The organism is Mycolicibacter longobardus, from assembly GCF_002102265.1.
Taxonomy (GTDB): Bacteria; Actinomycetota; Actinomycetes; order Mycobacteriales; family Mycobacteriaceae; genus Mycobacterium; species Mycobacterium longobardum.
Map to the genome: position 1 here is coordinate 54,358 of NZ_LQPG01000040.1, position 21,302 is coordinate 75,659.

Below are 21,302 nucleotides of genomic sequence, written 5' to 3' on the forward strand. Positions count from 1 at the left end.
GGTAGAGCGAAAAGCCCGCGGCGCTCAGCGCGCCGGCCGGAGCCTGCCCCGTTGACTGTCCCGATTGCGTTCGAACACCAGCCGCAGCCCGTCCAGGGTGAGGTTGGGGTCGTGGTGGTCGACGGTCTCCAGGTCGGCCAGCAACAGCGGGGCGGAGTGTCCGGTGGCCACCACGGTCACGTCGTCTCCGGAGCTCGCCGCCTCCTCACGGACCCGGCGAACCAGGCCGTCGACCAGCCCGGCGAAACCGAAGACCGCGCCGGCCTGCATGCATTCGACGGTGTTCTTGCCGATCACCGAGCGCGGCCGGGTGAGCTCGACCCGGCGCAGGCCGGCGGAACGGGCCGCGGCGGCATCTGAGGAGATCTGGACGCCGGGCGCGATGGCGCCGCCCAGGAACTCACCCTTGGCCGAAACCACGTCGACGCAGATCGACGAACCGAAGTCGACGACTATCGCCGCGGTCTTGAACTTGTGGAAAGCGGCCAGGCTGTTGACGATCCGGTCCGCCCCCACTTCCTTGGGGTTGTCCACCAGCAACGGGATGCCGGTGCGCACACCCGGTTCGATCAGCACCGACGGAACCGAGGGCCAGTACTGATCGAGCATCAGCCGGACCTCGTGCAGCACCGACGGCACGGTGGACAGCGCGGCCGCACCGGTGAGCTGTTCACCGTCGTCGCCGATCAGACCGTCCAGAGTCAGCGCCAGCTCGTCGGCGGTGATCTCCGCTTCGGTGCGAATCCGCCACTGCTGCACGACGTTTGCGTGGTCACCGGAGCCGGCGATCAGGCCGATGACGGTGTGGGTGTTGCGGACGTCGATCGCCAGCAGCACGGTTATCGCACGCTTCTGGGGGACAGCAGATCCGATACGTCGTCAGGCACGAAAGCCGGGTCGTCGCCGAGGTCCACCTGCTTGTTGTCGGAGTCGACGAACACGATCCGGGGCCGGTAGCGCCGAGCCTCGGCGTCCTCCATCGTGCCGTAGGCGATCAGGATCACCAGGTCGCCGGGATGCACCAGATGCGCTGCCGCACCGTTGATTCCAATAACGCCGCTACCCCGCTCACCGGTGATCGCGTAGGTCACCAACCGAGCGCCGTTGTCGATGTCGACGATCGTGACCTGCTCGCCTTCGAGCAGGTCGGCGGCGTCCATGAGATCCGCGTCGATGGTCACCGAACCCACGTAGTGCAGGTCGGCGTGGGTGACCGTGGCACGGTGGATCTTCGACTTGAGCATCGTCCGAAACATCAATTCCTCCGGTTTTGTACGTCGGTTACAAGAGTGATCGCGGCATTGTCGAGCAATCGGGTCGAGCCGACCCGGGCGGCGATGAGCAGCCGGGCCGGACCATCGGCGGGCGCCGGTCCGAGATCGGCCCCGCGCACCTGCAGGTAGTCGACGTCGACGCCCGGCACCGCGGACAACACCGCGGCAGCCGCCTCGAGCGCCGCGGCCGCCCCGGCCGAAGCCGCACGCTCGCCGGCCGCCAAGGCCGCCGACAGCGCCGTGGCGGCCTCGCGCTGATCGGGGTCGAGGTAGCGGTTGCGCGACGACATCGCCAGGCCGTCGGCTTCACGCACCGTCGGCACCCCGACCACGCTCACATCGAGGTTGAGGTCGGCGACCATCTGGCGCACCAGCACCAGCTGCTGATAGTCCTTCTCGCCGAAGAACACCCGGTCGGGGCGCACGATCGACAGCAGCTTGCACACCACGGTGAGCATTCCGGCGAAGTGCGTCGGGCGCGCGGCGCCTTCGAGCTCGGCTCCCAGCGGACCCGGATGCACGGCGGTGCGGGGGCCGCCCGGGTACATCGCCGCGGCGGTCGGGGTGAACACCAGCTCGACGCCTTCGGCGCGCAGCAGGGCCAGGTCGGTGTCCAGGGTGCGCGGATAGGCGTCGAGGTCTTCGCCGGCGCCGAACTGCAGCGGGTTGACGAAGATCGACACCACCACCACCGAGCCGGGCACCCGCTGGGCCGCCCGGACCAGCGACAGGTGCCCGGCGTGCAGGGCGCCCATGGTCGGCACCAGCATCACCCGGCGGCCGGTGGACCGCAGCGCCCGGCTGACGCGAGCGATGTCGTCCGGCCGCTCGTAGGTGTTGAGTGCACCGGCGGTGAAGGTGGGCTGGGCGCCCCGGGCGGTGTTCGGGCTCACCGCGCCAGCACCGCCAGCACGTCGTCGTCGGCACCGGCGCGAAGCGCGGTGCGCAGCGCATTGGTCCGATAGGCCTCGGCCAGGTCCGGGTCCACGCCGGTCAGCGCATCCAGATGCCGGGCCAGGGTGGCCGAGTCTCCCCGGGCCACCGGGCCGGTCAGCGCTACCCGCCCGTCGCGCAGGGTGTTGGCCAGCGCGGCCCGCACCAGCGGCCCGAGCACCCGTTCAGCGATGCCGTCGGGGTCCTCGGCCTGCGCGGAGCCGACGCGGCCGGGAAGCGCCGCGCGCAACGCCGCCAGCGCATCGTCGATCACGGTGACCACGTGGTTTCCGCCGTGGCAGAGCGCGGCGTGGTAGAGGGTGCGGGCGGTTTCGTCGACGCGGAACGGTTCGGCGCCGATCTCCAGGGTCAATGCCTCGGCGATGGCGTAGCCGATCTCGTCGGCGGCGGTGACACCGAAGCAGCTTTCCGACAGCCGGTCGATGTCCTCGTCCGAGCCGGTGAAGGTCATCGCGGGGTGGATGGCCAGCGGCAGGCAGCCCTGCTCGGTCAGCGGCGCCAGTACGCCGATCCCGGTGGCACCGGAGGTGTGCACGACGATGGTGCCGGCGCGCACCGCGCCGGTGGCGGCCAGGCCGGACACCATGCCCGCCAGTTCGGTGTCGGGAACGGCCAGCAGCAGCAGTTCGGCATTCGCGGCGACATCGGGGGCGGGAAGCACCAGGGTGTCGGGCAGCCGGAGCCGGGCGCGCTGCCGGGACTCCTCGGAGATCGCGCTGCACCCCACCACCACGTGCTCGGCGCGCTCCAGCGCAACGCCCAACGCGGTGCCGACCCGGCCGGCGGAGATGACGCCCACCTTGAGCCGGGCGGGCCGCAATCCGTCGAACTGCGCCATGCAGACGACCTCACAGGTTCTCTTGGTATTCGTTCCAGTCCCGCGCTGCGGGTACCGGACGGTCGCCGGAGAGTCTATCCCGATCAGCCGCAGCCCGGGGAGTGACGTTGGTCGCAGGTGCGCGCGGGGTGTCAGTCCTCGCGGCGGCGGCGCCGGCGGCCTTCGCCTGCGCCGGGCTGCAGCCGCGCCAGCAGGTCGGCCACCGACTGGCCTCCGGTGCTCGGGGCCTCGGTTCCCGGCTCAGCGCCGGTGGAATGCCGAGCCGTCGGCGCACTCGCGTGGGCCGGGGCCGGGGACTCGGATACCGATGGCTCCGACACCGGCGGCTCGGGCACCGAGTCCGCCGGCCGGGAGTGGCTGCCGGCCGACTCCGCCGCGTGCCGGGAGCGCGCCCGCCGGCGTCCCTCCCCTTCGGGGCGCGTGGGTTCGGTGCCGTTGACCGAACCGTCGGCGGCCTCGGTGGGACCCGCATGGCGGCCGTGCCGGGCGGGTGTCTCGTCACTGCGCCGATGCGCGCTGTGCCGGCCGGAGTCGGCCGAGGCCTCCGCAGACCAGTTGCTGCCCGGTGTGCCGGGCGGTAGCCATTCCCCCTCGGCGCCGACGGGCTTCCAGGCCGGGGTCGACGCAGCCGGGGTAGACGCGGCCGGCGCCGATGCAGCCGGGGCCGCGGGCCGGGGTTGCTGGGGCACCGGTGGCGGCGGTTCGGGTTCACGGCGGGGTTCCGGTGCGATGAAGGGCTGCGGCGGTTGCGACCAGCGGCCCCCAGCGGGCTGCGCCGGATGCGCCTGCGGTGGCTGCGGGGTCTCGTCGGGGCTTCGGCGGGGCGGTTCTTCGGCGGCCCGTCGATGCCGGCGGCCCTCCGGCTGCGGCGTCTGGGGCATCTGGGGCATCTGGGGAGTTGGAATCCCGCCGGTGGGAATCCGCACCTCCGGCACGTCGATGATCGGGTTCTCGGCGGTCTGGGTGACCGGATCCTCCGGGAAGAGCGGGGTAGCGGCAGGTGCGACCCGACTCGTGACGGATTCCGTACCCGTGCGGGCCCAGTCGCTGTAGGCGCGAACAGTCGTGCGCGCAGAGGAGTCAGTCTCCAGCGCCGGCCGATGACTCAGGTCGGCGTCGAACAGGATCTCCAGGTTGGTCCGCAACGCCGACAACTCGGCCCGCAGCGCCGCGACCTCGTCGGCGGCCTGCGCCCGCAGTTCCGAGGCCAACTCGCGGCGCAACTGGGACTCCACGGTCAGCTCGTATTCGCGCCGCGCCGAGATCTCCCGGTCCAGTTGCAGGTCGTAGACCAGTTTCAGGTCACGGGCCCGAGCCTGGTCCACGTCGCTCTGCCGCCGATAGATCACCGACACGAAGGCTGCCGCGACCGCGGCCCACAGCGCCACGATGACCGCGAGCTTGAGCAACTCGACCCGACTGGTGAACACCAGTGCCGAACTCGACGCGATCGCAAGGATCAGCAACGTCGTCATCAACGTCCAGCCCGGCCTGCGACCGCCACGCCGACCCGGGGCGCGGGACAGGACCGAATTCATCTGCGCCGCTCCACCTCGTCGCCCTGTCCCCCTCGCCGCTGTGCAGCGAGAGGTGCCCCCACCGCATCTTTGCTGGCGCGCATTGCCCGACTGTACCTGTACGAGGTCATTCCGCGTGTCGCCCTGCTTCGGCGATTCTTACCCGGGTTGATTTCCGGTGAGCTGTCCGGTTTGGCCGGGATCCTGCGGGGACTTGCAGCAGTTCTGCAGCCACAGCGCGGCGACGAGCAAAGCCAGCGCACTGACCGCGGCCACCACAGCGCCGCCGGTGTCCTCGGCGGCCACCTGCAGCGTGGACCGGTGCTGCAGCAGGTAGCCGAGCACGCCCAGCCAGAAGCCCAGCACCAGCGCACCCATCCAGGCCGAGGCCTTGGCGACCACCACGGTGCGGGCCACCGCGATCGGGTGCAGCCGGCCGGGGCCGGGACCGATATGGCCCTCGTCGATCTTCGCGCCCACGTAGCGGCCCCAGGCCGCCTCGGCGATGGCGACCGCCAGCAGCGATATCCCGGTCCACACGGTGATCGGCGGGAACCATCGATACAGCAGCTGGACCGCCAGGAAGCTGATGACGGCGACCACCGCGGCGGCGGCGGCCACGTTGCGTTTGCGGGTCGGGCCCATCAGAGCTGCAGCACCAGGTCGGTCAACCGCACCCCGGCGCGGTCGGCAGGTGCCAGCTCGTCCAGCAGATCCGCCACCGCGCACCGTCGGCCGGCCACCGTCAGTCGCGCATCCGGCTCCACCGCCAGCCAGGGAACCATGACGAACGCGCGCAGATGTGCCCGTGGATGCGGCAGGGTCAGCTCAGGATCGTCGGACAGCACCTCGGTCGCCCCGGGCTCGCGGCAGCTGATCACGTCGACATCCAGGGTCCGCGGCCCCCAGCGTTCGGCGCGCACCCGCCCGGCCGCCTGCTCGAGTTGCTGGGCCCGGCGCAGCCAGCGGGGTCCGTCGGCGGCCGGGTCCTCGACGATCAGCACCGCGTTGAGGAAGGGCGCCTGCTCGACCCCGCCCCACGCCTCGGTCTCATACACCCCGGACACCTCGCGCACCGCCGAGCCCAGGCCGTCGACCGTCGACTGCAACAAGGCGAGCCGGTCCCCCAGGTTGGAGCCCACCGAGAGCACCGCGCGACTCACGCCGGGACCACCTTGCCGCGCCGGTCGGTCCGTGCGCGCCGTGCCACCACCGCGACGTCGGCGAAGGTCAGCGGGATCGGGGCGTTCGGCTTGTGCAGCGTCACCTCCACGGCCTGCACCCGCGGATCGCCCATCACGTCCTCGGCGATCTCGGCGGCGACGGTTTCGATGAGATCGCGTGCCGGACCGCTGACGATGGCCGCGGCCCGCTGCGCCAGCAGCCCGTAGTCGTAGGTATCGGTCAAGGAGTCGCTGGCCGCCGCCCGGGATAGGTCCATCCAGACCGTGATGTCGACGACAAAGTCCTGACCGTCCGCCCGCTCATGGGCGAACACGCCGTGGTTGCCGCGAACCTTCAAGCCGCGCAACTCGATTCGATCAGTCATCGCTCGCGCCTCCTTGCTCCCCGGCTGCAGTCCAGGCCTCGGCGACCCGCAGCGCGTCGACCGAAGCGCGCGCGTCATGCACCCGCACTCCCCAGGCCCCGTGCATTCCGGCCAGCGCCGAGACCACCGCGGTGGCCGTTTCCCGCTCGTCGGGCGGCCTCGGCGCGCCGTCGGCCCCGGACAGCAGCGTACCCAGAAACCGCTTGCGAGACGCCCCGACCAGAACCGGTATTCCGACTTCGACCAGTTGCGGCAGTGCATGCAGCAGAGCCCAATTGTGTTGCGCCGTTTTGGCGAAGCCCAGGCCCGGGTCGATGATCAGCTTCTCCGGGTCCACACCGGCGGCCATGGCGGCGTCGACGGCGGCGAGCAGGTCCTCGCGTACCTCGGCGACGACATCTCGGTAGCACGGCACCCGATGCGGGTATTGCGGGTCGACCGGCCGCCAGTGCATCAGGACCCACCGGGCGCCAGAGGATGCCAGCAGCGGCGCCATGGCCGGGTCTGCCTGACCCCCGGACACGTCGTTGACGATTCCGGCACCGCAGTCCAGCGCGGCGCCGGCGACGGCGGCATTCATTGTGTCGATGCTGACGGTGATTCCCTGTTCGACAAGCTGTTTCACCACCGGGATAACCCGCTGCGCCTCTGCCCGCGGATCGGCGCGCACCGCTCCGGGCCGGGTCGATTCACCCCCGACGTCGATGATCGCCGCGCCCTGGCCCACCAGCGCCAGTCCGTGCTCGACGGCACGATCGGTGCTCAGATAGCGCCCGCCGTCGGAGAAGGAGTCGGCGGTGACGTTGACCACCCCGACTACCTGCACGCGTGTCGGGCTCACTTGCGCAGGATGAGTTCCAGGGCCTCGGCGCGCGACGCGCTGTCGGTTTTGAACTGGCCGCGCACCGCCGACGTCGTGGTGACCGCGCCGGGCTTGCGCACTCCCCGCATGGCCATGCACAGATGCTCGGCCTCGACCACCACGATGACCCCGCGCGGGTTGAGTTTGCGCATCAGGGCGTCGGCGACCTGCCCGGTCAACCGCTCCTGCACCTGGGGTCGCTTGGCGTACAGATCGACCACCCGCGCCAGCTTGGACAGGCCGGTGATCCGGCCGTCGTAGCCGGGGATGTAACCGACGTGCGCGACACCGTGGAAGGACACCAGATGGTGCTCGCACGTCGAGTACAGCGGGATCTCCTTGACGATCACCAGCTCTTCGTGTTCCTCGTCGAAGGTGGTCTCCAGCACCGTGTCCGGGTCGGTGTAGAGCCCCGCGAACATCTCCTTGTACGCCCGGGCCACCCGCGCCGGGGTGTCGAGCAGACCCGCCCGGTCCGGATCTTCGCCCACCGCGAACAGCAGTTCGCGCACGGCCGCCTCGGCGCGCGCCTGATCGAAGACTGCCGGCGTCATCACCGACCCCACTTTCTCAGTCACCGGACGGCGGCTCGGATCGGTTGTTCTCGGCTCCGCGGTTCTCCGCTCGGCGGCGGCCTTCGGCCTCACCGGACGGCGCCGGCGGGGGCGGGGGCGGGCTCGCACCGGGGTACGGCTGATACGGGGGGCGGTGCTGGGCAGGCGGATAGCCCTGCTGCTGCCAGTGCTGGGGTGGATACCAGTAGCCGGCCTGCTGCGGCTGCTGTTGCGGATGCTGCGGCGGCCAGCCGGGCGCGTGCCAGCCGGCCGGCGCACCGTAGTCGGGTTGGGTTCCCGGTGCCGCAGCGTCTCCGCCGCCGGGCGCGCCGTTGCTGCCGTTGGGGGTGTGACCGGCCTCGCCCGCCCTGGCCGCCGCCTCCTGGGACGCCTGCGCGATGGCGGCCTTGAACGCCGGCTCCGGCGTCGGCTGCGGCCACGGCTCGCCACGCTCGATGGCCAGCTCGCCGGGCGTCTTGATCGGCGGTTTGTCGGACGGGACCCGACCGCCGAAGTCGTCGAACGTCGTCAACCGGGGCCGCTTGGCCACGTCGCCGAAGATCTTCTCCAGGTCAGCGCGGTGCAGCGTCTCCTTCTCCAGCAGTTCCCCGGCCAGAACGTCCAGGACGTCGCGGTACTCGGTGAGAATCTCCCAGGCCTCGGTGTGCGCGGCCTCGATGAGCTTGCGCACCTCGTCGTCGATGTCGCGGGCCACTTCGTGGGAGTAGTCAGACGCCGTGCCCATGGTGCGGCCCAAGAACGGATCGCCGTGGTCGGTGCCGTAGCGGACCGCGCCGAGCTTGGCGCTCATGCCGTATTCGGTGACCATGGCGCGGGCGACCTTGGTGGCCTTCTCGATGTCGGAGACCGCGCCGGTGGTGGGCTCGCGGAACACCAGTTCCTCGGCAGCCCGCCCACCCATGGCGAAGACCAGCTGGGCGATCATCTCCGAGCGGGTGCGCAATCCCTTGTCCTCCTCGGGCACCGCCACCGCGTGCCCGCCGGTGCGGCCGCGAGCCAGAATCGTCACCTTGTAGACCGGGTCGATGTCGGGCATCGCCCACGCCGCCAGGGTGTGTCCGCCCTCGTGGTAGGCGGTGATCTTCTTCTCGTGCTCGCTGATGATCCGGCTCTTACGGCGCGGACCGCCGATCACCCGGTCCACGGCTTCCTCCAGCGCGGCGCCGGTGATGACGGTGCCGTTCTCACGCGCGGTCAGCAGCGCCGCCTCGTTGATCACGTTGGCCAGGTCGGCGCCGGACATGCCGACGGTGCGCTTGGCCAGCCCGTCGAGATCGGCGTCGGGTGCGATCGGCTTGCCCTTGGAGTGCACCCTCAGCACCGCGCGCCGACCCGCGATGTCGGGGTTGGTGACCGGGATCTGGCGGTCGAACCGGCCGGGCCGCAGCAGGGCCGGGTCGAGGATGTCGGGCCGGTTGGTGGCCGCGATCAGAATGACTCCGGCCCGCTCACCGAACCCGTCCATCTCCACCAGCAACTGGTTGAGGGTCTGCTCACGCTCGTCGTGTCCGCCGCCCATACCGGCGCCGCGCTGCCGGCCGACCGCGTCGATCTCGTCGACGAACACGATGCAGGGGCTGTTCTGTTTGGCCTGCTCGAACAGGTCCCGCACCCGGGAGGCGCCCACCCCGACGAACATCTCCACGAAGTCCGAGCCGGAGATGGTGAAGAAGGGCACGCCCGCCTCACCGGCGACCGCACGCGCCAGCAGGGTCTTGCCGGTACCCGGCGGGCCGTACAGCAGCACGCCTTTGGGGATCTTCGCGCCCAGCGCCTGGTACCTGGCAGGGTTCTGCAGGAAGTCCTTGATCTCGTAGAGCTCCTCGACCGCCTCGTCGACGCCGGCGACGTCGGCGAAGGTGGTCTTGGGCATGTCCTTGCCCAGCTGTTTGGCCCGCGACTTGCCGAACCCGAAGCCCATCCGGGCGCCGCCCTGCATCCGGGAGAACATCACGAACAGCCCGATCAGCAGCAGCATCGGCAGCATGTAGATCAGCAGCGAACCCAGCACGCTGCCCTGGTTGACGACGGTGTTGATCTCGGCTTTCTTAGCCGTCAACGCGGTGTAGAGCGGTACCGCGTACCCGGTCGGGTACTTGGTGATCAGCTTGTCGACCTGCTCGGCCCGGTTGTCGGCCTTGCGTCCGGCCTTGTCGGTGACCTCGACGCTGGTGAGCGGGTTCTTCAGCACCAGCCGCAGCTGTTGCTCACGGTCGTCGAGCTGGGCGCTCTTGACGTTGCCGCTGTGGATCTGGGCCACCGCGACCGAGGTGTCGACGGGTTTGTATCCGCGGGTGTCGTCGCTGAAATAGAAGAACGACCAACCGAGCAACAACACCACCGCGATCGCGGTGACGGTGCGGATCACGTTTTTGCGATTCATCAGACATCGGCCGGGCGCGGCCAAATCCTTCCAGTACATGCAGCTGGGCATGTTCAGGCTACCGCCCTCGCCCGACAGCGCGGGCAATCCCTTCTCCACCGGAGTCCGGTTGTGCTTTGGTGTGACGGTGGCCCCCGCAATCCAACGAGCAACCCAGCGACTGGTCGAAACCAACGGCGTGACCCTGCGGGTCACCGAAGCGGGCGAGCCGGGCGCCCCGGTCGTGTTGCTGGCACACGGCTTCCCGGAGCTGGCCTTCTCCTGGCGACATCAGATACCGGCGCTGGCCGACGCCGGATTCCACGTGCTGGCACCCGATCAGCGCGGCTACGGCGGTTCGTCGCGACCCGATGAGATCGCGGCCTACGACATCGCGGCGCTCACCGGCGACCTGGTCGGTCTGCTCGACGATGTCGGCGCGCAGCGTGCGGTCTGGATCGGCCATGACTGGGGCGCCCCGGTGGCGTGGGGCGCCGCGCAGCTGCACCCCGACCGGGTGGTCGCTGTGGCGGGGCTCAGCGTGCCGCCGGTGCCCCGCCCGCAAGTCCCGCCCACAGCGGCGTTCCGCAATATATTCGGCGAGAACTTTTTCTACATGCTTTATTTCCAGCAACCCGGCGTCGCCGATACGGAACTGAATTCCGACCCGGCCCGCACCATGCGGCGAATGATCGGTGGCCTGCGTCCTCCCGACGCCGAAACGATGGCACGAATGGCCGCCCCCGGCCCGATGGGTTTCATCGAGCGACTACCCGAACCCGCGGCACGTCCGGACTGGATCAGCGCCGACGAACTGGACCACTACATCGCCGAGTTCACCCGCACCGGCTTCACCGGCGGCCTGAACTGGTATCGCAACCTCGACCGCAACTGGGAGATCATGACCAACCCGCCCGCCGCCACCATCGACGTTCCAACACTGTTCATCGCCGGAACCGCCGACCCGGTACTGACGTTCACCCGCCGCGACCGGTCCACCAGACTGGCGACCGGGCCCTACCGCGAGATACTCATCGACGGCGCCGGCCACTGGCTGCAGCAGGAGCGGCCCGACGAGGTCAACGCAGCGCTGCTGGAGTTCCTGGCGGGCCTGCCGGCCGGAGCGGCATCATGACCGGCCGGCCACTGCGCTTCGGGGTGTTCATCACCCCGTTTCACGCGCTGGGTCAATCACCCACGGTCGCCCTGGAATACGACCTGGAGCGGGTGGTCGCTCTGGACCGGCTGGGTTTCGACGAAGCCTGGTTCGGTGAGCATCATTCGGGCGGCTATGAACTGATCGCCTGCCCGGAGGTGTTCATCGCGGCAGCGGCCGAACGCACCAAACACATCCGGCTGGGCACCGGCGTCGTCTCGCTGCCCTACCACCACCCGCTGATGGTGGCCGACCGCTGGGTGCTGCTGGATCACCTGACCCGCGGCCGGGTGATGTTCGGCGCCGGGCCGGGTGCACTGCCCACCGACGCCCACATGATGGGCATCGATCCCGTCGAGCAGCGCCGGATGATGCAGGAGTCGCTGGAGGCGATCCTGGCGTTGTTCCGGGCCGAACCCGGCGAACTGATCACCCGGCATTCGGACTGGTTCACCCTGCGCGACGCGGCGTTGCACATTCGTCCGTACACCTGGCCCTACCCGGAAGTCTCCTCGGCGGCCATGATCTCCCCGTCCGGTCCACGGCTGGCCGGTGCGCTGGGCACCTCGCTGCTGTCGCTGTCCATGTCGGTGCCGGGTGGCTTCGCCGCGCTGGAGAACACCTGGCAGTTGGTCTGCGATCAGGCCGCCAAGGCCGGCCGCGACGAACCGGACCGGGCCGACTGGCGGGTACTGAGCATCATGCACATCGCCGACACCCGCGAGCAGGCGATAGCCGACTGCACCTACGGCCTGCAGGATTTCGCGAACTATTTCGGCGCGGCCGGGTTCGTCCCGCTGGCCAGCGAGGTCGAGGGCTCGCCGCAGACACCGACCGAGTTCGTCGAGGCCTACGCCGCGGCCGGAAGCTGCTGCATCGGCACCCCCGACGACGCGATCGAACACATCACCGGCCTGCTGGAGCGCTCCGGCGGGTTCGGCACCCTGCTGTTCCTGGGACATGACTGGGCCTCCCCCGAAGCCACCTATCACAGCTACGAACTGTTGGCCCGCAAGGTTATTCCGCACTTCAAGGGCCAGCTCGCCGCGCCCAGGGCATCACACGAATGGGCCAGGGGCATGCGCGACACGTTGTTCGGCCGGGTCGGCGAGGCGATCAAGAACGCCGTCGTCGAGCACGTCACCGAGTCGGGTGCCGATCAGGTTGGCGGGCCCCGCTGATGGGGTACCACTGATGCGCGCGGCGGTGCTGCGCGACGGTCGAATGGTCTACCGGGACGATGTGCCGGATCCGACGCCCGGCCCGGGCCAGGTGCTCGTCGAGGTGGCGGCCTGCGGTATCTGCGGATCCGACCTGCACTTCGCCGCGCACGGAGACCAGGTGCTGGCGGCGACGCAGTCCATGTCCGGCAGCCCCTCCTCCCGGACATCCGTCGACCTGGGTGCCGACATCTTCATGGGCCATGAGTTCAGCGCGCGGGTGTTGGAGGCCGGACCCGACACCGACACCTTTCCCTCCGGCACGCCGGTCACGTCGATTCCGGTTCTGTTGGCCGCCAAAGGCATTGAGCCGATCGTCTACTCGAACACCACGGTGGGCGGCTACGCCGAGAAGATGCTGCTGTCGGCTCCGCTGCTGGTTCCCATCCCCAACGGCCTGGACCTGCGCCACGCTGCGCTGACCGAGCCGATGGCGGTGGGACTGCACGCGGTCAACAAATCCGGTGTCTTGCCAGGCGAGACCGCGCTGGTGCTGGGCTGCGGCCCGATCGGGATGGCGATCATCGCGGCACTGCGCACCTCTGGCGTGGAAGACATTGTGGCCGCTGATTATTCACGTGCTCGACGGGATCTTGCGACGTCCATGGGCGCGCATCGCGTACTGGATCCGGCGCAGGGTTCGCCGTTCGACACGGTCAAACCGAAGGTCATCTTCGAGGCGGTCGGCGTGCCGGGCATCATCGACGACGTGCTGCGGCGCGCGCCGGTGGGCAGCCGGCTGGTGGTCGCGGGGGTCTGCATGGAACCCGACACCGTGCATCCGTTCTACGGCATCGCCAAGGAGATCAGCGTGCAGTTCGTCCTGGCCTACGAGCCCGCGGAGTTCACCGCGTCGCTGCAGGCCATCGCCGAGGGGCGGATCGACGTGGCGCCGCTGATCACCGGTGAGGTCGGACTCGACGGCGTGGGTGCGGCTTTCGAGGACCTGGCCGACCCCGACCGGCACTGCAAGATCCTGGTCACGCCGTAGTCAGATGGCCCTAGCCCCTGGGGAAGGCGCCGGCGTCGAGCAGTTGCTTCGACCAGCCGCCCACCAGCTCGACCAACTCGCCCAGGTCATCGCCGAGGTTGGCGACGATCGGGGCGCACGCCGCGTCGGTGGCCGTCTCGACCGCCTCGCGGGCGGCGCGTCCGGCGTCGGTGAGCACGCCGTCGCGAGCCAAACCCCGCTCGGCCAGCCGGGCCTCCCCGGCGGTCAGCTCCTCATCGCTCCAAGCCCTGGTCCGGACGTAAGTGCGCCGCGGAAATCCGCGGTAGAGCTCGGTGATCAGACCGATCTCGACGGCGTCGAATCCGGCTGCGGTCCAAGCGTTCACGTGCGCATCGCCGCGGAACTCACGCAGCTGGTCGGTGAGCTGCCAGGCATCGGTGAGCGGCTTACCGACCAGCCCGTCGGCCACCAGCCCGGCGAAGAGGGGCTTTCCGGCCAACGAGAGCCCGTCGGTGGCGCGGTGCAGCAGCTGCACCGCGCGGTCGAGGCCGTCCGGGGCGGCGCCCAGCACTCGGCGCAGCTGGCCCGCCGCGCCGTCGGTGCGGGCCGCGCGGATGGCCTGCGCGTCGGTCAGCGTCCAGCCGTATCCGACCGCCGGCACCACCACGGCGGGGTTGAACACGGCGAAGGTCGCGGCGATCACCTCCCCGGGCGCCTGCCCCAGCGCCGAGCCACGGCTGCAGAAATAGGCCGGCCCGTCGGGCATCTCGACGCCGTCGGATGTGGCCGGGCTGGCGCCGAAACCGAGTGCCGCGTAGCCACGGTGACACTCCGGGGAGAAGTACACCTGCCCGGAGAACGGCTCGATTGCGCTGGACAATGCTCGCGACGGAGCTGCGGTGGTCTCCGCGGTCATCTCCTCAGTGTGCCGCATCGGCCTTTACCCCGACATGGCGGCTGACTCCGCTAGGGTGCCAAGCATGCCGACACACCGCGCCCGGATGATTCTCCGCTGGTCGATGACGCTGGGGCTGGCCGGCTTGGCCACCACTGCGCTGGCCGGATGCGACGCCGCGCCCGGCGGTGGCGCGGAGATTCCGCGCGAGGTGACGGTGGTGGGCTCCGGTGAGGTCCAGGGTGTTCCGGACACGCTGACCACCGAGGCGGGCATCGAGTTCGTCGCCGGCGATGTCACCAGCGCGATGAACCAGACCAGCGAGCGCCAGCAGGCGGTGATCGACGCACTGGTGGACGCCGGAGTGGACCGCAAGGACATCAGCACCACCCAGGTCAGCCTGCAGCCGCAGTACGGCAATCCCGAACCCGGCGGGTCGGCGAGCATCACCGGCTACCGGGCCGGCAACACGATCCGGGTCAAGGTCGAACGGGATTCCGCCTCGCAGGTGCTGGCGGTGATCGTGCGGGCCGGCGGGGACGCCACCCGGATCAATGGCGTCAGCTACTCCATCGAGGACGATTCGCAGCTGGTGCGCGGCGCCCGCGAGCGAGCCTTCAACGACGCCAAGGACCGCGCCGAGCAGTACGCGCAGCTGTCCGGCCTGCACCTGGGCCGGGTGATCTCGATCTCCGAGGCCGCCGACGCGAGCCCGCCGCCGGTACCGGTGGGAATGCCGATGCCGCGCGCCATGGCCGCCGCACCCCCGGTGGAACCCGGCCAGCAGACCGTGAGCTTCTCGGTGACTGCGGTGTGGGAGCTGAACTAGACCCCCAACCTTCTGATCCGGGTTCCTTGTCGGTGGGCCCACGTAGTATGAACATATGTTCGAACGAGCTTGGTCGCAGACGCCGGAGTCGTCGGTGTTGGTGGACCGGATCTGCGCGGCGAGCCGGGCCCAGAATCAGGCTGCCGGGCAGCGGTTGGCCGCGATCGGTGAGTTGGACGGCCTGCGGGCCCGCGAACACGCCGCCAACGAGCAGTGGGTGACCGACACGTTTGTGGCGGTTGCGGCCGAAGTGGCCGCGGCTTTGAATGTCTCCGAGGCGCTGGCCTCCAGTTTTGTGCGCTATGCCCGGGCGATGCGGGATCGGTTGCCGCAGTGCGGTGCGCTGCTGGTCGCCGGCGATATCGACTACTGGATGTTTCAGGCATTGGTGTTTCGCACCGATCTGATCACCGAACCCGACGTCCTGAGTCGGGTCGACACCGTGCTGGCGGCCAAGGTGTCGCGCTGGTCGTCGCTGACCCAGGGGCGGCTGGCGGGCTATGTCGACAAGATCGTGGCCCGAGCCGACCGCGATGCGGTACGGCAGGTTCGGCGCCGGCAGGCCGGCCGGGAGGTGGTCATCAACGACGCCGGCGACGGGGTCAGCGATCTGTTCGGACGCCTGCTGACTCCCGACGCCCGGGTGCTCGACGCCCGGCTCGACGCGCTGGTCGACACGGTGTGCGACCAGGATCCACGTACCCGCGCTCAGCGCCGTGCCGATGCTCTGGGAGCCCTGGCGGCAGGGGCCGACCGGCTGGATTGTCGTTGCGGCCGGCCGGAGTGCCCCGCCGCCGGCAAACCCGCCCCCAGGCCGGTACTCATCCACGTCATCGCCGAGCAGGCCAGCCTGACCGGCGGCAGCCAGACACCGGGCAGCCTCATCGGTGACGATGCTCTGGTTCCGGCCGAGTTGCTGGCCGAATTGGCCCGCAACGCGCGGCTGCGGCCCCTGGTTCACCCTGCCGACAACCCACCCGAACGGGGCTACGTGCCGTCGCGGGCCCTGGCCGACTTCGTGCGCTGCCGTGACCTGACCTGTCGCTTCCCCGGCTGCGACAAACCGGCGATCGGCTGCGACCTGGACCATACCGTGCCCTACGGCCTGGGTGGTACCACGCACGCCTCCAATCTGAAAGCGCTGTGCCGCCAACATCATTTGGTCAAGACATTCCTGCGCTGGACCGATCAGCAGCTGGCAGACGGCACCGTGATCTGGCGGTCCCCCTCGGGTCAGACCTACGTCACCACGCCGGGCAGCGCATGGCTGTTTCCCCAACTGTGCGTCCCGACAGGCGAAATCAAGCCGGTCGAATCACGTCTCGAACCCGGCGGTGACCGCACCCTGCGGATCCCTCAGCGCCGCCACACCCGCGCGGCCGGCCACGCCCGCTACGTCGCCGCCGAGCGCAGCCAGAACCGCCGCGCCCGCGAAGCCCGACGTGCCGCCCGCCACGCCCGCTGGTCCCCCCAGGTGGCGCCCAACACCGCGGACGAGGACCCGCCGCCCTTCTAGCGGCCCCGGTAACGCCTCATGCCAGACGGGTGATCTCCACCACCACGTCCAAATCCGTTGCCTCGCCACCTATATAGGTGCCTTTCAACGGAGTCACATCCGAATAGTCTCGGCCCAGCCCCACCGACACATGCCGCTCGGTGATCGGCACGTCATTGGTCGGGTCATAGCCCGACCACGCCCCGGTCCACGCTTCGATCCAAGCGTGGCTCTCCCCCACCACGGTTTCCCCGATCTCACCGTCGGCCTTGGGATGCAGATAACCCGACACGTAACGTGACGGGATCCCCACGCTGCGCAACAAGACCAAGGTCAAGTGTGCGTAGTCTTGGCAGACTCCCTTTTTCTCGATCCAGGCGTCGACCGCCGAGGTATGCACCCCGGTGGTGCCGGGCACGTACTGCATTTCCGAATGGACCCAGGAGCACACCGCTTTTACCGCCTCGCACGGCGCCATCCCCTTGGTCAGACGTCGGGCGGTGGCCGCCAATGATCGGTTGCGAGGTACATATGCTGTGTAGGTGAGCAATTCGTTGAATCTGTCCACGACGTACTCACTGGTCAGATCATCCCAGTCCACCGGCTCGGCGTCGTCGGGATAGACGTCGGGCTCGGTCTCCACCACCGACGAGCCGGATACCTCCAGTTCTTCATGTGGCGCATGCAGATCGAACGCCGTCACTGCGGTTCCCCAGTAGTCGATATACCGGTACGTCCGGGTCGCGGGCACGGTTTCTACCCGATTGACAATCACATTCTGCCGACTGTCGCTGTGCGGCGTGAGACGCGCCTCGTTGTACGAGGAGGTGACCGGCGCGTTATAGGCGAACCCGGTCGAGTGCACCACGCGCATCCGCCAGCTCACAGTTCACCCTCCCCGACCAATTGACCGTCGTAGTTGCGGCCTCCGCTCGATCGAGCCCCGGTCCATGAAAGATACGATGCCACATGGAAATACTGCTGAGTCACCGCCTCGGTGACGTCCTTGCACGTCTCTCGCAAACCGATCAGACGATGTTGCAGGTCTTCCAGCAGCAAGCCCGGTGGCATGAACTCCAGACTGCTGCGCGCCCGGCCGAGCAGGCGCTGCGCTTCGGCCCGGGCCCCGACCCGACTGTCGTTACGACTGTCGAGTGCCATCAGGCACTGCTCGGCCAGCGTGATGGCATGGAAGACCGAACGTGGAAACAGCCGGTCCAACAACATGAACTCCACCACCCGATTCGCATCGAGGGCGCCACGATAGGTGCGCAGATAGGTGTCGTGGGCACCGGCAGAACGCAACACCGTCACCCAGGCCGGCGACCCGGACCGGTCGCCGGCACGGGAGAGCAACATCCGCACGGTCATGTCGACCCGCTCGACCGAACGTCCAAGCAACAGAAAACGGTATCCATCGTCGCGACTCATGGTGGCGTCGGCCAGGCCGGCGAACATCGCTGACCGGTTCTTCACATAGGACAGGTACTCGTGCGGCCCCAACCGCCTGGCGGCGCGTTCGGCGTCGGTCAGGCCGTTGAACGTGGTGTTCAGACATTCCCACATCTCACTTGACGTGACTTCCCTGGCGCCGCGGGCATTTTCACGCGCCCTGGCAATACTGTCGGCGATCGATCCCGAGCCCGCGCCCGCGTACGCCACCCGCTCGGTCAACGTCCACAAGTCCTGAGCTTGGTCATCGTCCAGCGGGTCCAGTCCCAGCACCTGCATCACCAGGCGGCAAGTGCGGTCGGGGTCGACGGTGGCGTCTTCGAGCAGCTGGTGCACTGCCACATCGAGGATGCGCGCGGTGTCATCGGCCCGCTCTACGTAACGGCCGATCCAGAACAGCGATTCGGCGTTGCGAGCCAGCATCATCGGCGATCACCACGATCGAATATCTGCTGCTGCTGTTGCTGTTGCTGCTGCAGCAGATCGGTGGCCAACATCTGCGGCCCTTGATCGGCGACGTTGTCGGTCGGTAGATCCCGGCCGCGTACCAGCTGGTCGCCGGACAGCTCATGCTGCTTGTCCGTCCGGCGCGGCGCCAGCACCCAGGTGTCTTTCGACCCGCCGCCCTGGCTCGAGTTCACCACCATCGAACCCTCCTCCAACGCCACGCGGGTGAGACCGCCGGGCAACACCCACACGTCGTCACCATCGTTGACCGCGAACGGTCTCAGATCAACATGCCTGGGCGCCAAGCGATCTCCGACCTTGGTGGGTATGGTGGACAGCTGGACCACCGGCTGCGCGATCCAGTCACGCGGATTTGCCCTGATCTTCTTGGCCAGAATATTGAGTTCCCGGCGAGATGCCTGCGGTCCGAACACGATGCCGTAGCCACCCGATCCCTCAACGGGTTTGATCACCAGCTCGTGGATACGGTCAAGAACTTCATCACATTCGTCTTCCAGCCAGCAGCGCAACGTGTCCACGTTGGCAAGGATCGGTTTCTCACCCAGGTAGTACTTGATGATTTGAGGCACATAGGTGTAGATGAGCTTGTCGTCGCCCACCCCGTTACCCACCGCACTACTGATCACGACATTCCCGGCACGGGCAGCGTTGACCAGCCCCGGTACACCGAGCACCGAACCGGCCCGGAACTGGAGCGGGTCGAGATACTCGTCGTCGATACGGCGATAGATGACGTCGACGCGCTGCTCGCGCTCGGTGGTGCTCATGTACACGATGTTGTCGCGACAGAACAGATCCCGCCCCTCGACCAGTTCCACGCCCATCTGCCGGGCCAGCAGCGAATGTTCGAAATAAGCCGAGTTCGCCGCCCCGGGCGTCATCACCACCACGGTCGGGTCGGCCTCGTTGGACGCCGCAGCCGCCCGCAGCGCCCGCAACAGATGGGTGGCATAGTCACCCACCTGCCGCACCCGGTGGGTGGCGAACAGGTCTGGAAACACCCGGGCCATGGTGCGACGATTCTCCATCACGTACGACACCCCCGAGGGGGACCGCAGATTGTCTTCGAGCACGCGGAACTCGCCCAGCTCGTCCCGCACCAGGTCGATCCCCGCAACGTGGATGCGCACCCCGTTAGGCGGCTTGATGCCGGCAGCCTGCCGATGGAAATGCGCGCACGAGGTCACCAACCGCTTGGGGACCACCCCATCGCGCAGGATCTCCTGATCGTCATAGATGTCGGCCAGGAACCGCTCCAGCGCCCGCACCCGCTGCGCGATCCCGCGTTCCAGTTTGCTCCACTCGCTGGCCGAAATCACCCGTGGCACAACATCAAGAGGAAACGGTCGTTCCTGCCCGGACAGCGAGAAGGTGACACCCTGTTCGATGAATGCCCGGCCCAGCGCATCGACTCTGGCCTGCAGTTGCTCGTCGTCGGCGGGCGCCAGCGCGCTGTGGATACCCCGATACGCGGCCCTGGCGTTGCCCTTGGGGTCGAACATCTCATCAAAGCTGTTGCGATAGCTGCCGCCCGCCTGATAGCCCGCAAAGATCGACTTACCGGCGCGGGCCCGACCATTTCGCGTTGATGCTGACACGGCGTTCACACCTACCGATCGTGCTACAGATCCGCAGCCGGGGTAGCCCGGCGCGCTGGCCCGCAGCATCGTTGACGCGTTGGCCGACGGTAACAGAATGGTTCGCTGCGGGCGCAACCACAGCCTGTGTTTGCCGCCTAGTGCTTGATCAGCCGGACCGGGGCGTGGAAAGTCACGAGCTCGGGCCCCTCGCCGCAGTCGATGGTGCCGGTACTGGTGTAGGTGCCGGTCAGTGTGACTGCGTCAAACGATTGCACCCACGTTGAGGGGAATCTTGGGCCATCGTGCGCCCCCTCGGCGCAGTGCAGGGTGTACGCCAGGTCGCCGGTCGTTTCCCAGCGGCCGTTGGTAAGACGGTACTCGAACGTCTTTCCCGAACTCGAGTCCACGTGGGCGCAACCCGGCCCGCACGGGCTGATCGTCCACTCGGCAACCTCGGGATCGACAAGACTCGGATGCGTCCCCGATTTGTCGGTGACCGTCCCATGATCCCCGTCGGCGTAAAACATGTAGTGGCCGTCCAGCACGGGTTCGGCCGAGGCGACCCCCGCGGCCACGGCAACAGCGCCCGCAACGCCGACGATCACGGCGGCTACATAACTGGAGAGAATGGGAGCCTTCTTCAGGTGTCCTCCAAGTCAGGCGCAGCAAATCCAGAAAATCAGAACGCTCAGCTCTCGTAGATCCGCGGATCCAGGGTCCCGATGTAGGGCAGGTCGCGGTAGCGCTCGATGTAGTCCAGGCCATAGCCGACCACGAAGTCATTCGGGATGTCGAAGCCAACGTAGGCGATGTCGACGCCGGCGCCCAGCGCGTCGGGTTTGCGCAGCAGAGTGCACACCCGCAGGGACCGGGGCCGCCGGGTCGCCAGGTTGCGCAGCAGCCACGACAGGGTCAGGCCGGAGTCGACGACATCCTCGACGATCAGCACGTCGCGGTCGCTGATGTCACGGTCGAGGTCCTTGAGGATGCGCACCACCCCCGACGACGAGGTGGACGAGCCATAGGAGCTGACCGCCATGAACTCGAACTGGGTGGGCAGCGGGATCGCCCGGGCCAGATCGGTGACGAACAGCACCGCGCCCTTGAGCACGGTGATCAGCAGCAGGTCTTCGCTCTCGCCACCGTTGTAGTCGGCGGCGATCTGCGCACCGAGTTCGGCGGTGCGGGTCCGGATCTGCTGCTCGGTCAGCAGTACCGATTTGATGTCACCGGCGTACAGCTCGGGTGTCTCCCCCGGCGAGATCGCAGCCACCAGAACAGCGTGCCATGCGCGATGTTCGACAACCAACCCAGCGGACAAATT

The 21,302-nt window shown here is 68.6% G+C and carries 22 protein-coding genes; 5 read left to right on the top strand and 17 right to left on the bottom strand.

Features of this window, described 5'->3' with window-relative positions; translation table 11 throughout:
• Nucleotides 1-24 precede the first annotated feature (24 nt).
• The 11 genes from AWC16_RS20010 to ftsH all read right to left on the bottom strand — a co-directional run bounded on the left by AWC16_RS20010 (nucleotide 25) and on the right by ftsH (nucleotide 9,952).
• Nucleotides 25-837 (bottom strand): type III pantothenate kinase, encoded by an 813-nt coding sequence (locus AWC16_RS20010; protein WP_085266468.1) that lies wholly within the window; start codon nucleotides 835-837, stop codon nucleotides 25-27.
• A gap of 2 nt (nucleotides 838-839) precedes the next feature.
• Nucleotides 840-1,256 (bottom strand): aspartate 1-decarboxylase, encoded by a 417-nt coding sequence (gene panD / locus AWC16_RS20015; protein WP_085266469.1) that lies wholly within the window; start codon nucleotides 1,254-1,256, stop codon nucleotides 840-842.
• A complete protein-coding gene (gene panC, locus AWC16_RS20020) occupies nucleotides 1,256-2,167 on the bottom strand; it encodes a pantoate--beta-alanine ligase (RefSeq protein ID WP_085266470.1) in 912 nt (303 codons plus the stop codon). Before panC ends, panD begins: the two co-directional genes overlap by 1 nt.
• Nucleotides 2,164-3,066, bottom strand: coding sequence for a Rossmann-like and DUF2520 domain-containing protein (locus AWC16_RS20025; protein WP_085266471.1), 903 nt, complete (start codon nucleotides 3,064-3,066; stop codon nucleotides 2,164-2,166). The genes panC and AWC16_RS20025 overlap by 4 nt, the downstream gene beginning before the upstream one ends.
• 131 nt (nucleotides 3,067-3,197) lie before the next feature.
• Nucleotides 3,198-4,604, bottom strand: coding sequence for a DUF6779 domain-containing protein (locus AWC16_RS20030; RefSeq protein WP_085266472.1), 1,407 nt, complete (start codon nucleotides 4,602-4,604; stop codon nucleotides 3,198-3,200).
• A gap of 138 nt (nucleotides 4,605-4,742) precedes the next feature.
• Complete coding sequence (locus AWC16_RS20035) at nucleotides 4,743-5,228, bottom strand: DUF3180 domain-containing protein (RefSeq protein ID WP_085266473.1); 486 nt, start codon at nucleotides 5,226-5,228, stop codon at nucleotides 4,743-4,745.
• The gene (gene folK, locus AWC16_RS20040; protein ID WP_085266474.1) at nucleotides 5,228-5,746 is read right to left on the bottom strand and encodes a 2-amino-4-hydroxy-6-hydroxymethyldihydropteridine diphosphokinase; all 519 of its coding nucleotides are present in this window, start codon (nucleotides 5,744-5,746) and stop codon (nucleotides 5,228-5,230) included. The genes AWC16_RS20035 and folK overlap by 1 nt, the downstream gene beginning before the upstream one ends.
• Nucleotides 5,743-6,132, bottom strand: a complete 390-nt coding sequence (gene folB / locus AWC16_RS20045) for a dihydroneopterin aldolase (protein WP_085266475.1) — start codon at nucleotides 6,130-6,132, stop codon at nucleotides 5,743-5,745. The genes folK and folB overlap by 4 nt, the downstream gene beginning before the upstream one ends.
• Entirely contained in the window at nucleotides 6,125-6,973 is an 849-nt protein-coding gene (gene folP / locus AWC16_RS20050) for a dihydropteroate synthase (RefSeq protein WP_085266476.1), read from the bottom strand. The genes folB and folP overlap by 8 nt, the downstream gene beginning before the upstream one ends.
• Entirely contained in the window at nucleotides 6,970-7,548 is a 579-nt protein-coding gene (gene folE, locus AWC16_RS20055; protein WP_085266513.1) for a GTP cyclohydrolase I FolE, read from the bottom strand. Before folE ends, folP begins: the two co-directional genes overlap by 4 nt.
• Before the next feature lie 16 nt (nucleotides 7,549-7,564).
• Nucleotides 7,565-9,952: an ATP-dependent zinc metalloprotease FtsH gene (gene ftsH / locus AWC16_RS20060; protein WP_085266514.1), complete on the bottom strand. Its 2,388-nt coding sequence runs from the start codon at nucleotides 9,950-9,952 to the stop codon at nucleotides 7,565-7,567.
• Nucleotides 9,953-10,061: 109 nt separating this feature from the next.
• Here ftsH and AWC16_RS20065 point away from each other — a divergent pair, with 109 nt between their 5' ends.
• The 3 genes from AWC16_RS20065 to AWC16_RS20075 are packed head-to-tail and all read left to right on the top strand — an operon-like array spanning nucleotide 10,062 to nucleotide 13,298.
• Nucleotides 10,062-11,066, top strand: coding sequence for an alpha/beta fold hydrolase (locus AWC16_RS20065; RefSeq protein WP_276062630.1), 1,005 nt, complete (start codon nucleotides 10,062-10,064; stop codon nucleotides 11,064-11,066).
• Nucleotides 11,063-12,268: an LLM class flavin-dependent oxidoreductase gene (locus AWC16_RS20070; RefSeq protein WP_085266477.1), complete on the top strand. Its 1,206-nt coding sequence runs from the start codon at nucleotides 11,063-11,065 to the stop codon at nucleotides 12,266-12,268. Before AWC16_RS20065 ends, AWC16_RS20070 begins: the two co-directional genes overlap by 4 nt.
• 13 nt (nucleotides 12,269-12,281) lie before the next feature.
• Complete coding sequence (locus AWC16_RS20075; protein ID WP_085266478.1) at nucleotides 12,282-13,298, top strand: zinc-binding dehydrogenase; 1,017 nt, start codon at nucleotides 12,282-12,284, stop codon at nucleotides 13,296-13,298.
• Nucleotides 13,299-13,308: 10 nt separating this feature from the next.
• Here AWC16_RS20075 and AWC16_RS20080 read toward each other — a convergent pair whose 3' ends face one another.
• Entirely contained in the window at nucleotides 13,309-14,175 is an 867-nt protein-coding gene (locus AWC16_RS20080; protein WP_085266516.1) for an SCO6745 family protein, read from the bottom strand.
• 64 nt (nucleotides 14,176-14,239) lie between these two features.
• On the opposite strand from AWC16_RS20080, the gene AWC16_RS20085 reads away from it, so the two are divergent.
• Together AWC16_RS20085 and AWC16_RS20090 are read left to right on the top strand one after the other, a co-directional pair.
• Entirely contained in the window at nucleotides 14,240-14,983 is a 744-nt protein-coding gene (locus tag AWC16_RS20085) for an SIMPL domain-containing protein (protein ID WP_085266479.1), read from the top strand.
• Nucleotides 14,984-15,038: 55 nt separating this feature from the next.
• Complete coding sequence (locus AWC16_RS20090; protein ID WP_085266480.1) at nucleotides 15,039-16,499, top strand: HNH endonuclease signature motif containing protein; 1,461 nt, start codon at nucleotides 15,039-15,041, stop codon at nucleotides 16,497-16,499.
• 16 nt (nucleotides 16,500-16,515) lie between these two features.
• On the opposite strand, the gene AWC16_RS20095 is transcribed toward AWC16_RS20090, so the two are convergent.
• The 5 genes from AWC16_RS20095 to hpt all read right to left on the bottom strand — a co-directional run bounded on the left by AWC16_RS20095 (nucleotide 16,516) and on the right by hpt (nucleotide 21,299).
• Nucleotides 16,516-17,364 carry a transglutaminase family protein gene (locus tag AWC16_RS20095; RefSeq protein WP_085266481.1) on the bottom strand — a complete coding sequence of 283 codons (849 nt, stop codon included), beginning with the start codon at nucleotides 17,362-17,364 and terminating at the stop codon, nucleotides 16,516-16,518.
• Nucleotides 17,361-18,353 carry an alpha-E domain-containing protein gene (locus AWC16_RS20100; RefSeq protein WP_109561511.1) on the bottom strand — a complete coding sequence of 331 codons (993 nt, stop codon included), beginning with the start codon at nucleotides 18,351-18,353 and terminating at the stop codon, nucleotides 17,361-17,363. The genes AWC16_RS20095 and AWC16_RS20100 overlap by 4 nt, the downstream gene beginning before the upstream one ends.
• The gene (locus AWC16_RS20105) at nucleotides 18,353-19,900 is read right to left on the bottom strand and encodes a circularly permuted type 2 ATP-grasp protein (protein WP_234812361.1); all 1,548 of its coding nucleotides are present in this window, start codon (nucleotides 19,898-19,900) and stop codon (nucleotides 18,353-18,355) included. The genes AWC16_RS20100 and AWC16_RS20105 overlap by 1 nt, the downstream gene beginning before the upstream one ends.
• Nucleotides 19,901-20,133: 233 nt before the next feature.
• Nucleotides 20,134-20,583 carry a hypothetical protein gene (locus AWC16_RS20110; RefSeq protein ID WP_133056017.1) on the bottom strand — a complete coding sequence of 150 codons (450 nt, stop codon included), beginning with the start codon at nucleotides 20,581-20,583 and terminating at the stop codon, nucleotides 20,134-20,136.
• Nucleotides 20,584-20,666: 83 nt separating this feature from the next.
• Complete coding sequence (hpt, locus tag AWC16_RS20115; protein WP_085266517.1) at nucleotides 20,667-21,299, bottom strand: hypoxanthine phosphoribosyltransferase; 633 nt, start codon at nucleotides 21,297-21,299, stop codon at nucleotides 20,667-20,669.
• Nucleotides 21,300-21,302 lie beyond the last annotated feature (3 nt).